This window comes from Geobacillus stearothermophilus ATCC 12980 (genome assembly GCF_030369615.1).
Classification (GTDB): Bacteria; Bacillota; Bacilli; order Bacillales; family Anoxybacillaceae; genus Geobacillus; species Geobacillus stearothermophilus.
This window is the reverse complement of sequence record NZ_CP128494.1, coordinates 1,104,996-1,119,832: the sequence shown is the minus strand read 5'-3', so window position 1 is coordinate 1,119,832 and position 14,837 is coordinate 1,104,996. Positions and strand designations below refer to the sequence as shown.

General features: G+C 53.6%; 10 protein-coding genes and 1 pseudogene. 1 reads left to right on the top strand and 10 read right to left on the bottom strand.

What is annotated here, in order from left to right:
- Window positions 1-129 precede the first annotated feature (129 nt).
- The 6 genes and pseudogenes from QSJ10_RS05975 to QSJ10_RS05950 all read right to left on the bottom strand — a co-directional run.
- Window positions 130-306, bottom strand: a pseudogene (locus QSJ10_RS05975) (thiolase family protein); the annotation flags it as partial.
- Between the two features lie 89 nt (window positions 307-395).
- Complete coding sequence (gene spoVK, locus QSJ10_RS05970; protein WP_049624714.1) at window positions 396-1,328, bottom strand: stage V sporulation protein K; 933 nt, start codon at window positions 1,326-1,328, stop codon at window positions 396-398.
- Between the two features lie 334 nt (window positions 1,329-1,662).
- Entirely contained in the window at window positions 1,663-1,890 is a 228-nt protein-coding gene (gene hfq, locus QSJ10_RS05965) for an RNA chaperone Hfq (protein WP_011230812.1), read from the bottom strand.
- 34 nt (window positions 1,891-1,924) lie between these two features.
- A complete protein-coding gene (miaA, locus tag QSJ10_RS05960) occupies window positions 1,925-2,872 on the bottom strand; it encodes a tRNA (adenosine(37)-N6)-dimethylallyltransferase MiaA (protein ID WP_033017285.1) in 948 nt (315 codons plus the stop codon).
- 193 nt (window positions 2,873-3,065) lie between these two features.
- The gene (locus QSJ10_RS05955; RefSeq protein WP_053532775.1) at window positions 3,066-4,760 is read right to left on the bottom strand and encodes a methyl-accepting chemotaxis protein; all 1,695 of its coding nucleotides are present in this window, start codon (window positions 4,758-4,760) and stop codon (window positions 3,066-3,068) included.
- A 211-nt stretch (window positions 4,761-4,971) separates the two neighbouring features.
- Window positions 4,972-6,321: an MDR family MFS transporter gene (locus QSJ10_RS05950; protein WP_053532776.1), complete on the bottom strand. Its 1,350-nt coding sequence runs from the start codon at window positions 6,319-6,321 to the stop codon at window positions 4,972-4,974.
- A 193-nt stretch (window positions 6,322-6,514) separates the two neighbouring features.
- Between QSJ10_RS05950 and QSJ10_RS05945 the strand changes: the two genes are divergently transcribed.
- Entirely contained in the window at window positions 6,515-8,035 is a 1,521-nt protein-coding gene (locus QSJ10_RS05945) for a glycine betaine uptake BCCT transporter (RefSeq protein WP_053532777.1), read from the top strand.
- Between the two features lie 227 nt (window positions 8,036-8,262).
- Here QSJ10_RS05945 and QSJ10_RS05940 read toward each other — a convergent pair whose 3' ends face one another.
- The 4 genes from QSJ10_RS05940 to QSJ10_RS05925 form a co-directional block, all read right to left on the bottom strand.
- A complete protein-coding gene (locus QSJ10_RS05940; RefSeq protein ID WP_053532778.1) occupies window positions 8,263-9,288 on the bottom strand; it encodes a C40 family peptidase in 1,026 nt (341 codons plus the stop codon).
- 208 nt (window positions 9,289-9,496) lie between these two features.
- Window positions 9,497-11,389: a DNA mismatch repair endonuclease MutL gene (mutL, locus tag QSJ10_RS05935; protein WP_033017280.1), complete on the bottom strand. Its 1,893-nt coding sequence runs from the start codon at window positions 11,387-11,389 to the stop codon at window positions 9,497-9,499.
- A 14-nt stretch (window positions 11,390-11,403) separates the two neighbouring features.
- Window positions 11,404-14,112 (bottom strand): DNA mismatch repair protein MutS, encoded by a 2,709-nt coding sequence (gene mutS / locus QSJ10_RS05930; RefSeq protein WP_053532779.1) that lies wholly within the window; start codon window positions 14,110-14,112, stop codon window positions 11,404-11,406.
- Between the two features lie 96 nt (window positions 14,113-14,208).
- The gene (locus tag QSJ10_RS05925; protein WP_015374452.1) at window positions 14,209-14,757 is read right to left on the bottom strand and encodes an outer spore coat protein CotE; all 549 of its coding nucleotides are present in this window, start codon (window positions 14,755-14,757) and stop codon (window positions 14,209-14,211) included.
- Window positions 14,758-14,837 lie beyond the last annotated feature (80 nt).

The window sequence follows — 14,837 nt, the reverse complement described above, 5'->3', positions numbered from 1 at the left end:
AAGCCGTTATTTTCAGAACTAACAGCCAAACAAGACGGTGCTCGATCAGCTAGACGTCGCTTTCTTCCGGAGGAAACACAGGGGCGAGCGGAACCGTCAAATCCGGTTGCCAAAACGAAACCAGCTCATCGCGCGGATTTCCTGGGCGGCGAAATGAATCGCCTGCTGCCCCGAGCCGCACATCCGGTTGATTTGCACGGCCGGCACTTCGACCGGAAAGCCAGCTTCGAGCGCCGCGAGCCGGCCGATGTTGTATCCTCTTTTTTGCGGCACAAAAAAGAAAGGAAGACCTCTTTCTTTCGACAAGAAAAAGAAAGAGGAGCCTCCTTGGCTTTTTTATCATCTCGCGCCGAGAAGACCCCCACTTCCACGCGTGAGCGTAGGTGGGAGAGCGTTCAAGCATGAATCACTAAATCGCGGTCACGGATCGTCATCAGCTCTTTTTTGTCATAGCGCCCTTCGTGCAGAAGACGGACCGCCTGCTTGCGGATCGCTTTTTCGATTAAGTTGCGCACATAGCGGCCGTTGCTGAACTTGAGGCGGCCGGTCGCTTCCAGCGTCCCTTCGAGATGAATGTACAGTTTCCGCTCCGCTTCCGGCGTCATGTCGTATTCGCGCTCACGCAGCATTTGTTTGGCGATTTGCACGAGCTCTTCGACGGTATAGTCCGGAAACTCGATCGTCAGCGGAAAGCGCGACGGCAACCCTGGGTTCAACGATAAAAAATAGTCCATTTCTTTCGGATAACCGGCTAAAATGACAACCAAATCGTCGCAATAGTCTTCCATTCCTTTCACAAGCGTATCGATCGCTTCCTTGCCAAAGTCTTTTTCCCCGCCGCGGGCGAGCGAATACGCCTCATCGATAAACAAAATGCCGCCGCGCGCTTTTTTGATCAAATCGCGCGTTTTGCTCGCCGTATGCCCGATGTACTCTCCGACCAAATCGGCCCGCTCCGCCTCGATGAAATGCCCTTTGGACAGCACGTTCATCTCAAAAAACAGCTTGCCGAGCAAGCGAGCCACCGTCGTTTTGCCGGTGCCGGGATTGCCTTTGAAAATCATATGGAGCGCCTGGCGGTTGGCCTTTAAGCCGTTCTCCTTGCGCAGCCGGTTGATGTACAGCCAGGCGTAAATTTCCTTGATGATTTTTTTGACATGATCAAGGCCGATCAGCTGATCAAGCTCCTTTTGAATATTGCGGAGCGCCTGATGCTCTTCGCCATCGAGCCAGTCGTTTCTCTCTTCTTTCACTAAATGGTTTACCGTTTTGGAGTTCAACACGATGTTGATTTGCCCTTTCGCCTTGTTCATCGTCAATTCTGACAAGGGGCGTCACCTCGCTTACCATTTTCTTCCATACGCACCCGTTCCGACTTGGCTTTTGACGCCTTGCCTTTTCGTTACTAGTATACGTACGCCGCCGCCGATCCGTGACAATCGCCCAAACGAACAGCGGGTCGGCTATAGCGGAAAAAGTTTGTATATGTTATTCACAAAAGCGGCGGTTTACGCATCTGAATTCACCTCGTCCCTCACTTCCCTTCGGGTGACGCAGGAGCTTGTCGATCAAATAGCGGGCGCGGAAGGAAAACGGGAAATGGCAAAAGGCGCCCTCCGCGAAGGAAGGCGCCTTTTTTCGGCGGCGCATGTACCGTCGGTCTTACTGTTCGGTTTCAAAATGGATGTTCCGCTCCGGCGCAAACGTCGAAATGGCGTGCTTGTAAATGAGCTGTTGTTTTCCTTGCACTTCCAAAAGTACGGTGAAGTTGTCAAACCCTTTAATGTATCCGCGCAGTTGGAAGCCGTTCAATAAGAAGACGGTCACTTGAATGCCCTCTTTGCGCAGCTGGTTTAAAAACTGGTCTTGAATATTGATCGTATTTTTCATCAAACGTCCTCCTCTTTTCTCTCTAAGGATATAATTATATATTCGCTTCAAGTTGAAGCTTTCCTGCTACATAGCGAGAAATTTCCTCCACCTTGGCGGCGAACTGCCCAGCGTCGGTCATGTCAAACCATTTCACCGGCATTTGGTTGCGAAACCAAGTGAGCTGCCGTTTCGCATAGCGGCGCGAATTTTGTTTCAGCAGCTCAATCGCTTCATCAAGGGAAACGCGGCCGTCAAAATAGTCGTACAGCTCCTTGTAGCCGATGGCTTGCACCGCCTGGCAGTCGCGCAGGCCGCGGTCATAAAGCGCCCTCGCCTCTTCGATCAACCCTGCGGCGATCATCTCATCGACCCGCTCGTTGATGCGGCGGTAAAGCGCCTCCCGCTCCGCCGTCAAGCCAACGATGGCCGCCTCATACAAAAGCCGCTTTGACTGCCCTTGCTGCCACTCGCTGAACGGCTTTCCGGTCGAGTGATACACTTCTAAGGCGCGGATGACGCGGCGGATGTTGTGCGGATGAATGCGGGCCGCACTTATTGGATCAACCGCCTCAAGCCGCCGGTGAAGCGCTTCGGCTCCTTGCTCGGCCGCCAGCTGTTTGAGCGCCCGGCGGTACGCTTCGTCGGAAGGGGCGGCGGAAAATTGGTAATCGTAAAGGGCTGCCTGAATGTACAGCCCGGTGCCGCCGACGATGATCGGCAGCCGGCCGCGCGCCGAAATCTCGGTGATGAGCGCACGGCAAAGCCGCTGAAATTCGACGACGGAAAACGGTTCGCACGGCTCTTTGATGTCCAGCAAATGATGCGGGATTCCTTCCATCTCATCGGGCTTCACTTTCGCCGTGCCAATGTCCATCCCTTTATAAATTTGCATCGAATCGCCGCTGATGACCTCTCCGCCCAGCTTTTTCGCCAACGCGATGCCGAGCTTCGTTTTGCCGACCGCCGTCGGCCCGACGATGACGGCGACTTTCTCAGCCATAGCGCGTCACTGCTTTCTGTTGTGGGACTTGTGTCAACCATCATTATACATAAAAACAGCTGTGCATGGAACCATTTCTTTCATACGTTTTCTCCATCCACAAATCGTTTTATACATGACAGCGCGAAAAATCGCCTTTCTTCCCTTTCGCCATAACCATATGAAAAAAAATGAACGCCATAAAAGGCGCTCATCATAATGAAAACTTGTTGACAATCGCCTGCAAATCGTCCGCCATTTTCGAGAGCGACGCGGCCGAAGCTGAAATTTCCTCCATCGAGGCCAGCTGTTCCTCGGTCGCCGCCGACACCTCCTGCGCACCGGCCGATGTCGACTCGGCCACGTCAGCGACAAGCCGGACGGAGCGCACCATTTGCTCCGAAGAAGAGACCATGTCGCTGACCGCGGTGGATACGTCGCGGATTTGCGCCGCAACTTCGTCCACGGCGGCGCGAATGCGGGCGAACATTTCTCCCGAGGCGCGAATGACGTTCGTTCCGGCCGTCACTTCGTTGACGACCGACTCCATCGATTGGACGGCATGGACCGTTTCTTCTTGAATGGCATCGATCAATTCCGCGATTTGCTGGGCCGATTGGGCCGATTGCTCGGCGAGCTTCCGCACTTCGTCAGCAACGACGGCAAAGCCGCGCCCGTGCTCGCCGGCGCGCGCCGCCTCAATCGCGGCATTTAACGCAAGCAAATTCGTCTGCGCCGCGATGCTGCGGATTGCTTCGATGATGGAGCCGATTTGCTCGGAACGGTGGCCAAGCCCTTTAATGAGGTCAGCCAGCCGCTCGACCGTATCGTTCACTTTGTTCATTTGCGCGACGCCCGCCTCGATCGTTTGCCCGCCCTCAGCCGCTTGTCTCGACGCCTCACTAGCGATGGCGGACACGCTTTGCGCCCGTCCGGAAATTTGCTCGATTCTCTCAGACATCGAATCGACCGCGGCGGACGTTTCTTCCACGCTTCGCATTTGCTTGTCCATGCCGGAAGCAACGCCCTGAATCGTCATGGCGATTTGCTCGGTCGCCTTGCTCGTCTGTTCGGCGCTCGCTGCCAGCTCCTCCGACGAAGCGGCGACTTGCTCGGCGTTTTGCGCCACTTCCTTTAGCACTTCGCGCAAATTTTGGGCCATTTGTTCAAACGAAGCGGCCAGCTCGCCGATTTCGTCCCGGTTGCGGACGCCGGTTTTCGTCTTGGTCAAATCGCCGGCAGCGATCCGACCAGCCGCATCCGACAGCACCAATAGCGGGCGGGAAAGCGAGCGGCTGATGTAATAGCTGACGGTCGCTCCAGCCGCCACCGTCAACAAGCCGACGATGATGATCAGCCGCTTGACCGCAGCCGCCGATGCGCTCGCATCATCATTAGCTTTCTTCATTTCCTGCTCCTGGAGAGCGACCAATTGATTCACCTTTTCATCAAATTGGGTTGTTAAGTCGCGCCCTGTTGTGGTCACAAGGGCGATGTACTGCTCCGGTTTGTTTTGCGCTTTTAAGTCGAACGTTTTTTGCCCAAGTTCGTAAAACTGCTGTTCAAGCAAATCGAGCTCGGCAAGCTGCTGTTTCGTTTCTTCCCGCGTCAGCTTCGCCGCAAGCTTTTCGCTTATTTTCTTGTACTCCTCATGCGCTTTTTCAAAGTTTTTCCTTAACGTCTCATCGCCAGTCAACAAATAGCCGCGCATGCTGCCGACTTGGCGGTGGATGAGCACCTCCAGCTCCTTGACGTTGACGAGCTTCGGCACCCGTTTGTCAATGACAGTATATGTACCGTTCAGTTTGGAAATTTCGTAATAAGAAAAGCCGACTAGCCATACAATCAATACGCAGACAAGGCCAAACCCAGCCAGCAGTTTTCTGCGCACGGTCATTTTCATGTTCATTGGCAAATCCTCCTTCTGTGAATCAGTATGTTGTTCTATCTACATTATCGGATGATCACAGACAATGTTTAGGGTTTTTTTGGCTCTTTTGCCATCTTTGATGAAAAGGCCTGCTTCATTGAGAAAATCAACTGGATTTTCTCAATGAGCCTCCTCTTTCACCGTCAACTCGCAAAGAGCAAACAGGCCGCACCCATGCCGCTTCCCCGCCTTACGCCGTTCCTTCCGGCTGCCACGTGTTTCGGCCGGCTTCGGCTTCATCATGAATGAAAAGCGAGGTGACAAGCGCGGCGATGCTGCCAATGAGGCCGAATAAAAACAAATGATGGATGCCGGTCATAAACGTCGGCGCCTTCGTCAAAAACGCTCCCATGACGGTCACGCCGATCGCCGTGCCGATATTGCGGCAAAACATAAAAAAGGATGTCGCGATTCCTTTTTCATGAGCGTCGGCAAGCTGCTGCGAGCCAATGACCCCAACGGTCGACGTCAACCCGAATGACAGCCCTTGGACAAACATGACGAAAAAAACATACCAAAATCCGTGACTTTCGTTCAGCAGCGCCAGAAGCAGGCCGGACGCAACCAGCAGCACATTGCCGATGATGAGAAGCGGACGGTAGCCATAGCGCAAAATCCATTTCCCGGCCGGCACGGCGGCGATCATCCAGCCAACGGACGAGCCAAGCAAGGCAACGCCGCTGATAAATACCGATAAATGAGCAACATTTTGCAAAAAGAGCGGAATGTAGCTTGACGTGCCAAACAGCGCGACGCAGCTGACAAAGCCGTTAATGTTCATCCATTTGAGCGTGCGGTGATGAACAAGTGAAAGCGGCACGAGCGGAGACGGCTGCCGTTTTTCGAAAAAGTAAAACGCAACAAGTAAGAGCGCGCCGGCCGCCCCGTACCACCATTGCCCCCGCGCAACGACGGTGACGAGCAAAAGCAAGCTGATCGCCGCCGCAAACAGCACCGCGCCCATATAATCAACCGCCGCCCGCTTCGGTTCATATACTTCTTTATATGGAAACAACGTCACAAGCGAGAGCAAGCAGATGGGAATGTTGACATAAAAAATCCAGCGCCATGTCGCGTATTCGACAAACAGCGAGCCTAAAAGCGGCGCCAAGACGGCGGAAATGCCCCACATGGCGGTAAAAAACGCCTGGATCTTTCCGCGCTTTTCCACCGGAAACAAATCACCGGCGATAATGGCCGGAAACGGCATCATAAACCCGGCGCCGACCCCTTGTACGGCGCGGAACAGGACGAGTTGCACCATATTTTGCGACAAACCGCAAAGAAGCGAGCCAATCAAAAATAAAATGATGCCAAAGCTGAATACGTTTTTGCGGCCAAACAGGTCGGACAGACGGCCGGCAATCGGCGACAGGACGGTCGTTGTAATCATGTATGACGCAAACGCCCAGGCGTACAAAGAAAACCCTCCAAGCTCTTTGGCGATGATCGGCATTGTCGTGTTCATGATGGTCGTATCCATGGACGCGACGAGCATCGCCAGCACGATGCTGACCATGACCGACAGGCGGCTGCTCATACAAATAACCTCCTTTTTTGGTAAACTACAAGTATTTTATTTTACACGATAAAAAATCATGGCACAAAATGATATGCGTCAAAAATTTGGATCGTTTGTATTCATTGTCGAATTTTGTTACCCTAAAAGTGCAAAGCCCCAAAACCGCTAACACGATCCTCATGAGATTATTGTACAAATAAGGAGGAATGAGATGAAAAAAACAACAAGCGTCTTTTCTATTTCCATTGTGATCGCCATTGTGTTTATTATTTGGGGAGTCGTTCCGGAGTCTTTGCTGCCACGCTACAATTTAAAGGCGGTCAGCAACGCGGTGCACTCGTTTCTGATCGATAAATTCGGCTGGTTTTATTTGCTCAGCGCTTCGTTGTTTTTGGCGTTTTCTTTGTTTCTTATTTTTTCCCGTTACGGAAATATCTGCCTCGGCCGCGACGGGGAAGAACCGGAATACAGCTATATGACGTGGTTTGCCATGCTGTTTAGCGCCGGAATGGGAATCGGGTTAGTGTTTTGGGGAGTGGCCGAACCGGTGTCCCACTATTACACGCCGCCAACAGGAGAAGAGGCAACGGCGGAAGCGGCCCGTCTGGCCATGCGCTACTCGTTTTTCCATTGGGGGCTGCATCCATGGGCGATCTACGGCGTCCTTGCCTTGGCGCTCGCTTACTTCCAGTTTCGCAAGCGAGAAGCCGGGGTCATCAGCCGCACGCTGCGCCCGTTGCTAGGAGCGCGGACAGAAGGCGGTCTCGGTGTAGCCATTGATACGCTAGCCGTATACGCAACCATTTTTGGCGTCGCCACCTCGCTAGGGCTGGGAGCCATTCAAATCAGTGGGGGATTGCATCAGTTGTTCCCAAATATTTCAAACTCTATTTCAACACAACTGCTCATCATTGTGGTTGTCACGGCTCTGTTTATGCTCTCGGCGCAAACCGGCCTAAACAAAGGCATAAAATGGATGAGCAACATCAATATTGCGCTCGCATTGTTGCTTATGTTGTTCATGCTGTTTGCCGGTCCAACGAATTTTATTTTGGATGTGTTCACGTCGACGATCGGGACGTACTTACAAAATCTTCCCTCGATGAGTTTCCGGCTCAACCCGTTCGAGCAAAATGATTGGCCGAAAGTGTGGACCATTTTTTATTGGGCGTGGTGGATCGCATGGGCGCCGTTTGTGGGGACGTTTATTGCTCGCATTTCCCGTGGGCGCACGATCCGTGAATTTATGATCGGTGTCTTGGCGGTTCCAACGATTTTCAGCGCCCTTTGGTTTTCCGTGTTTGGCGGCTCAGCTCTTTATTTGGAGCAGTTCCAACATGCCGGCATTGGCGAGGTAATGAATGAAAAAGGAGTAGAAATAGCTCTGTTTTTTACATTCGAACATTTCCCATTCGCTCCATTGCTCTCGGGAATTGCCATTTTGCTCATTTGCACATTTTTCGTCACATCGGCAGACTCAGCAACGTTTGTGCTCGGCATGCAAACCACTAAGGGCAGTTTAAACCCGCCAAATTCGGTCAAGTTCGTCTGGGGCATCATTCAATCGGCAGCTGCGGCGATCTTGCTGTGGACTGGCGGTCTGCAAGCGTTGCAAACCGCTTCGATCATCGCTGCATTCCCGCTTGCGATCATCATGATTTTGATCGTTCTGTCCCTTATCCGTTCATTTCAGGAGGAAGTGACGCGAAAAGCGAAAAAACCCATCCAATAATGACCAAAGGTGTCCCTCAAGCAACGGGACACCTTTTCTTATTATAGGATGTACGAAATGATTGACAGGCCTTATGATTCCCTTGGTTGTGACGATCAGCAGCTGAAGCAACATCTTTGCACGGGATGCATAAAAAAAGGCTGCCCGCCAAAGCCACAAATGTGCTTTATGCGAGCAGCCTTCCGCCGCATTCGGTTATGTTTAAGCCGACGTCCATACGCATCCCGTTAGTTAAGCACCCGGACCGCTTTTACAAACCGCGTTTTCCAATATGAGGACGTGAGCGACGAATACGTGACACCGAGCGAAACGGTGGCGTTGATCATTTGCCCGTTGCCAGCATAAATGCCGACGTGGTTGATTGTGCCGTTCGAATCGGTATCAAAAAAGACGAGATCGCCTTTTTGCAACTGGCCAAACGACACCGTTCTTCCCGCTTGCGCCTGAGCGATGGATGTGCGCGGCAGCGAAATGCCGGCTTCGCCAAAAACGCGCATCGTAAACGATGAGCAGTCAAACACATCGGTGCGCGACGGGCTTGCTCCATACAAATAGCGCGCCCCTAAATATTTTTCCGCAATATCGATGATTCGGTCGGCAAGCGATGCGGACGACTCAGTGGCAGCCGAGTTGGCGGCCGACACCTGCTGCTTGGCCTCCCGGACATCAGTCGTTCCGCCCGCCACTTTAATGGCTTGGCCAATGCGAATAATGTTCGGGTTTGTAATTTGTGGATTCAGTGCCAATAGACGGTCGACCGTCGTTTGAAACTTGTTCGCAATCCCAAGCAGCGTATCCCCCGCCTGCACGATATACCGGCCGCTTGTCGGCACGGCTGCCGGCTGCACATTGTATGTATTGGAACGTTCCTGTCCCCCTGCTACTTGCAACTTCTGCCCGGCGCGAATGAAGTCTGGGTTCGTAATGCTTGGATTGAGCTTGAGCAGCGCATCCATAGTCGTGCTAAACTTGCGGGCGATTCCGCTTAGCGTATCACCAGGCTCGACCGTATATGTATTCGAAGAAGATTCGTTTGATTTATTTGGTTCATTGACGCGCAATACTTGTCCGGGAAAAATCAAATCCGAAGACAAATCGTTTTCTTGCTTTAACGCTGCGACCGTCGTGCCGGATTGCCGGGCAATCTTCCAAAGCGTATCGCCTTTTTGCACCGTATAGCTCGCCGCCGATGCCGCGTGGCCGGCCAACAAGGAACCGATCAACGTGCTTGTCAATATAACCGTTTTTTTCATGCTGCATCCCCCTATGACGTCGATGTATCCATCTTTATGTATCCATGTTTATACAAAATTCGCTATCACTCTACAAAATTCACCACGTATTCCTACACATGAGCCATTATAGTAAAATCAAAGCAATCCGTCTGTAACAGAAAGAATAAAAGTAGATTACAAAACGATTACAAAAAGCGCCCCCTTTGTCGCACAAAGGGGGCGCAGGCTACATCACCCGTTTAAATAGTTTTTCAATTTCATATGTCGAAAAATGAACGATGATCGGCCGGCCGTGGGGACAAGTAAATGGGTCCGTCGTCTGCCGCAGCGCCTCAAGCAAAGCGAACAGTTCATCCTGGCGCAAATGTTGGTTTGCTTTAATGGCGCGCTTGCAGCTCATTAAGATCGCCGCTTGTTCGCGCAATTGCTTGATGTCGACCGTTTTGGCCGCCAACACTTGTTCGATCATTTCCTCGATGATTTCCCTTTCTCTCCCTTTCGGAAACCACGTCGGATGGGAGCGAACGAGAAACGCCCGCGGCCCAAACGGCTCAAGAAACACGCCGCAGCGCGCCAGCTCATTGCGGCAGGCGGCGATCCGCTCGTACTCGTCGGCTGGATATTCAAACATCAACGGAACGAGCAGCTCCTGCACTTCCTTCGTGGCTTCGCCGAGTTTTTTCCGGAAATATTCATAGTTGATCCGCTCTTGAGCCGCATGCTGATCGATCATATACAGCCCATGTTCGTTCTCCGCCAAAATGTACGTCCCATGCAATTGTCCAATCGGATAAAGCGGCGGCAGGCGATCGGCCGCCGCTTTATCTTCCGCTTGCCCATCTGTCGGCAAGCGGAGGGCACGCCGTTCTTCTCCCACCTCTTCCTCCTGCTTTCGCTCGAAAGCGGGCCCATGTTCGTCCGGTATTCCCCATTCATCCGTCCGCACAGCCGCGGATGGCCGCTCAGCCGGTGCGTCACCGGTTAGCGGCGCAAAAGGGGCGGTCGCATCTTCCCCGCCGCCGATGTCGCTCGATAAGACAGACGGCTCGCGGACGCGATGAGTGAACGTCCAAGCCGCCTGCTCCGCCTTTGGTTTTGCCATCTTGCTGTCGGCAGATACGGACGGAATGAGCGTCCGCTCGCGAAATGCCTGGCGGATGGCGTCTGTGACGAGCTCATTCAGCTCTGCTTCCTTGCTAAAGCGGACTTCGAGCTTTGCCGGATGGACGTTGACATCGACAAGCACCGGATCCATTTCAATGGATAAAAACACAATCGGATAGCGGCCGATCGGCAAGAGCGTATGGTAGCCGGCTTCAATCGCTTTTATGAGCGGCACGCTGCGCACATAGCGGCCATTGACAACAAGCGAGATGTAGTTGCGCGAGGCGCGCGTCACGTCCGGCGGCGAAATGTAGCCGCGAACGGTAAAATCGAGCGATTCCGCTTCGATGGGGATCATTTGTCTCGCCGTCTCGGCGCCGTAAATAGCGGCGAGCACGTGCCGGACATCGCCGCTGCCATTGGTGGCAAGCAATGTTTTGCCCTGGTGGCGGAGGCGAAATGATACGTCCGGATGGGCGAGCGCCAGCCGGTTGACGACGTCAGCCGCATGGCCGAGCTCGGTGTGGATCGTTTTCATATATTTCAAGCGCGCTGGGGTGTTGAAAAACAAGTTCGATACGGTAATATCCGTCCCTTTGCGCCCCGCCGCCCGCTCGCGGGAGACGAGTGCGCCGCCTTGAAGCACAAGCTTCGTTCCCGGTCCGCTGCCCGTGCCGGTCGTCAGCTCCACTTCGGATACAGAAGCGATGCTCGGCAGCGCCTCACCGCGGAACCCGAGCGTGCGGATGCGGAACAAATCGTGCTCGTTGTGAATTTTGCTTGTCGCATGACGTTCAAAAGCGAGCAAGCAGTCGTCTTCCTCCATGCCATCGCCGTTGTCGATGACGCGGATTTTCGCCATTCCCGCCTCTTCAAGCTCGATGTTGATGACCGTACTATGGGCATCAATGGCGTTTTCCACCAACTCCTTGACGACCGAAGCCGGCCGCTCGACGACCTCGCCGGCGGCGATTTTGTTTGCCAGCAGGTCATCGAGCTTGCGGATGCGTCCCATCGGGCCTCCCTCCTTTACTTGAGGAGCTTTTGCAGTTCATACAGTTTGTTGAGCGCCTCAAGCGGCGTCATCTCGAGCAAATTGATCTCTTTCAGCGCCGCGAGCGCCTTTTTCTCTTTGCTTGAAAGCGGCGGCTCCACAGGCGCCGGGGCAAGGTCAGGAAACATGCTCAGCTGCTCAAACGCCGCTTCCGCCAAAACGCCATCCCGCGCCGCGCCGGCTGACGGACGGGAGGCCTTCTCGCGCTCAACCTTGCTGCCGACGTCTAACGCTTCGTTCCCCTGAAAAGCCAAACCCGCTTCCGCCAAAGCGCCATCGTCCATCCTGCCTGCGGCGGCTTCCTGTTTTCCCGCCGCTTTCTCCAGTTCCGCTAAAATGGCCCGCGCGCGTTCAATGAGCGAAGCCGGCAGCCCGGCCAGTTCGGCAACGTGAATGCCGTAGCTCTTGTCGGCCGGCCCGTCGGCGATTTGATGCAAAAAGACGACTTTGCCGTTTTCCTCGATGGCGCGGGCATGGACGTTCGAAAGCCGCGGGAGCGAACGCTCCAAGGCGGTGAGTTCATGGTAGTGGGTGCTAAATAGTGTTTTCGCGCCGATATGGTCGTGAATGTACTCAATGATCGCCTGGGCGAGCGCCATGCCGTCGTACGTCGATGTGCCGCGCCCGATTTCATCAAACAAAATGAGGCTGTTTTGTGTCGCATGATCGATGGCGTGGCACGCCTCCAACATTTCGACCATAAACGTGCTTTGTCCTGCCGACAGGTCGTCAGCAGCGCCGATGCGGGTGAACACTTGGTCAAAAATGGGCAGCACCGCCCGCTCGGCGGGAACGAAACAGCCGATTTGCGCCATGACGGCGGTGAGCGCCACTTGCCGCATGTACGTGCTTTTTCCAGCCATGTTCGGTCCAGTGATGAGCAGCATTTCCCGCTCGCGGTTCATGTAGCAGTCATTCGGCACGTACATTTGCGCGCCGAGCACTTTTTCGACAACCGGGTGGCGGCCGCCTTGAATCACCAAGACGCGCTCCGTGGAAAACTGCGGACGCACGTAGCGATACTCGTCGCTGATCGTTGCGAATGATTGAAGCACATCAAGCTCGGCAATGGCTTTCGCCAACGTCTGCAGGCGCGGGATGTATTGCTTCACCTGCTCGCGAATGGCGACAAACAGTTCATATTCGAGTTCGATGCTTTTTTCTTCCGCCTCCAAAATGAGCGCCTCTTTTTCCTTCAACTCCGGGGTGATAAACCGCTCGGCGTTGGCGAGCGTCTGCTTCCGCTCGTAACGTCCTTCCGGAACAAGGGGGAGATTGGGCTTTGTCACTTCAATATAGTAGCCAAACACTCGGTTGTAGCCGACTTTGAGCGATTTGATGCCGGTCGCTTCCCGCTCTTTCGCCTCAAGTTCAGCGATCCACGCTTTGCCGTTGCGGCTCGCATCGCGGTAGCGATCGAGCTGCTTGTCATACCCGTCTTTGATGAGGTTCCCTTCTTTGACGGAAAGCGGCGGCTGTTCTTGAATCGAGCGCTCGAGCAAATCGACGAGCTCTTCGCACGGGTCAAGGCGCTCGCACAGCTTGTCCGCTTCAGCGAGCGGCAGCGCGCCGACCGTCTGACGGAGCGCCGGCACTTGAAGAAGCGACTTTTTCAGCTGCACGAGATCGCGGGCATTGGCGTTGCCGTAGGAGACTCGGCCGACAAGGCGCTCAATGTCGTAAACGCCGCGCAGCCTGTCGCGCAGCTCCTGCCGTTCAAAATAGCTCGTTTTCAACGTTTCCACAAAATCGAGGCGCCGTTCGATTTCGCGCCGATCAATGAGCGGCCGGTCCAGCCATTGTTTTAAGAGCCGCCCGCCCATCGCTGTCACCGTTTCATCCAAAAGCCATAACAACGAGCCTTTCCTTCCTTTTGACCGCACCGTTTCGACCAATTCCAAATGCAGCTTGGAATGTCGGTCCATTTTCATATAGTGGTCAACTTGATACAACTCAGCCGGCTGCAAATGATCGAGCCGCCGCTTTTGCGTGCGGACGAGGTAATGAAGCAAACGGGCTGCGGCCTGCCGCAGCTTTTCTTGCACCACATGGCCGATGACGCCGTTCCATTCGTCGCATAGCGATGTGTCGTCCTCATAAGAGACCGCCGCCCCGTACCGCTCTTTCAGCTCGCGCACCCACTCTTCGCCGCTGTCTGTGGCAACGATGATCTCCCGCGCTCCAACGGCGTGCAATTCGTTTGCCGTTTCCTCCCACGAAGAAAGAAGCGTGAGCCGAATCTCGCCGGTCGACAAATCGGCGTAAGCCAATCCGTATGTACCATCAGCAAACGGCGTGAGCGCCGCCAAGTAGTGGTTTTCCTTCTCGGTGAGCCCTTTGCCTTCCATGAGCGTCCCTGGGGTGATGAGCTGCACCACTTCGCGGCGAACGACGCCTTTGGCCGTTTTCGGGTCTTCGACTTGTTCGCAAATGGCGACTTTATATCCCTTTTCGATTAACTGTTCAATATATCCTTGCGCCGAATGGTACGGCACCCCGCACATCGGCACCCGTTCATCGCCGCCGTCGCGGCTTGTTAATGTAATTTCCAGCTCTTGCGCCGCCTTGATGGCGTCGTCAAAAAACAGTTCGTAAAAATCGCCAAGCCGGAAAAATAAAAACGCGTCCGGATATTGCGCTTTAATGTGCAAATATTGCTGGATCATCGGTGTGTACGATGGCATCGCTTCTCCCCAACCTTTTCGGCCCGAAGGCTCGTTGATTGCGCTACTATTATAACAAGCGGCAAAAGAAAAAACTAGGAAAGAAATTTCCTAGTTTTATTCTTCTTCGCCAAGCAGCAAATCTGGGCTTAAATCTTCTAATTCTTCATCAAGGTCATCCTCGTCGCAAAAATCGTCGTCCTTGCCGCATCCTTCCGGATTGATGGCAACGCACACCTTCGTTTCGCCGATCACTTCGGCGACAAACTCCCGCTCAACATCGACAACGATTTTATTGCCGTTTGGCGAAATCGTGCATTCGAGGCAGTTCGGCTGCTGGATGACGCGGACAATGACATCGGTGTCATCGCTGATTAAATGATCTTTGTCGCGATATTTTAATTTGACGACGTCCGTATACGACACCGTTTCGGTGACGACTTCGGTTTTTGTATTGTGGTTGTACGAATACCAGACGTTGATGTCATAATGGCCGTGAATTTCGACCGTTTTATCGCATTTTTTCGCTTCATAACGGTGGTTGATGATCCAGCAGCCAAGAATGCTTGACGGGCGGTTCGGCGCCGTCACCGTATGGGTCGATTGTGTAAACTTGCGGCCTTTGCCAACAACGGCTTTCGTAATAATTTCTCTGTATTCAGACATCGAACGGAACCCTCCTCAAATGAATCTTCATTTCATCCTATGCGCCATCTCCGCTAATGTGCACAGCAAATGAATCATTA

Bases quoted from the DNA above. Each gene is read 5' to 3' on its own strand.
- hfq (WP_011230812.1), bottom strand. From the start codon at position 1,890: ATGAAAAATACGATCAATATTCAAGACCAGTTTTTAAACCAGCTGCGC.
- miaA (WP_033017285.1), bottom strand. From the start codon at position 2,872: ATGGCTGAGAAAGTCGCCGTCATCGTCGGGCCGACGGCGGTCGGCAAA.
- QSJ10_RS05955 (WP_053532775.1), bottom strand. From the start codon at position 4,760: ATGAACATGAAAATGACCGTGCGCAGAAAACTGCTGGCTGGGTTTGGC.
- QSJ10_RS05950 (WP_053532776.1), bottom strand. From the start codon at position 6,321: ATGAGCAGCCGCCTGTCGGTCATGGTCAGCATCGTGCTGGCGATGCTC.
- QSJ10_RS05945 (WP_053532777.1), top strand. From the start codon at position 6,515: ATGAAAAAAACAACAAGCGTCTTTTCTATTTCCATTGTGATCGCCATT.
- QSJ10_RS05940 (WP_053532778.1), bottom strand. From the start codon at position 9,288: ATGAAAAAAACGGTTATATTGACAAGCACGTTGATCGGTTCCTTGTTG.
- mutL (WP_033017280.1), bottom strand. From the start codon at position 11,389: ATGGGACGCATCCGCAAGCTCGATGACCTGCTGGCAAACAAAATCGCC.
- mutS (WP_053532779.1), bottom strand. From the start codon at position 14,112: ATGCCATCGTACACACCGATGATCCAGCAATATTTGCACATTAAAGCG.
- QSJ10_RS05925 (WP_015374452.1), bottom strand. From the start codon at position 14,757: ATGTCTGAATACAGAGAAATTATTACGAAAGCCGTTGTTGGCAAAGGC.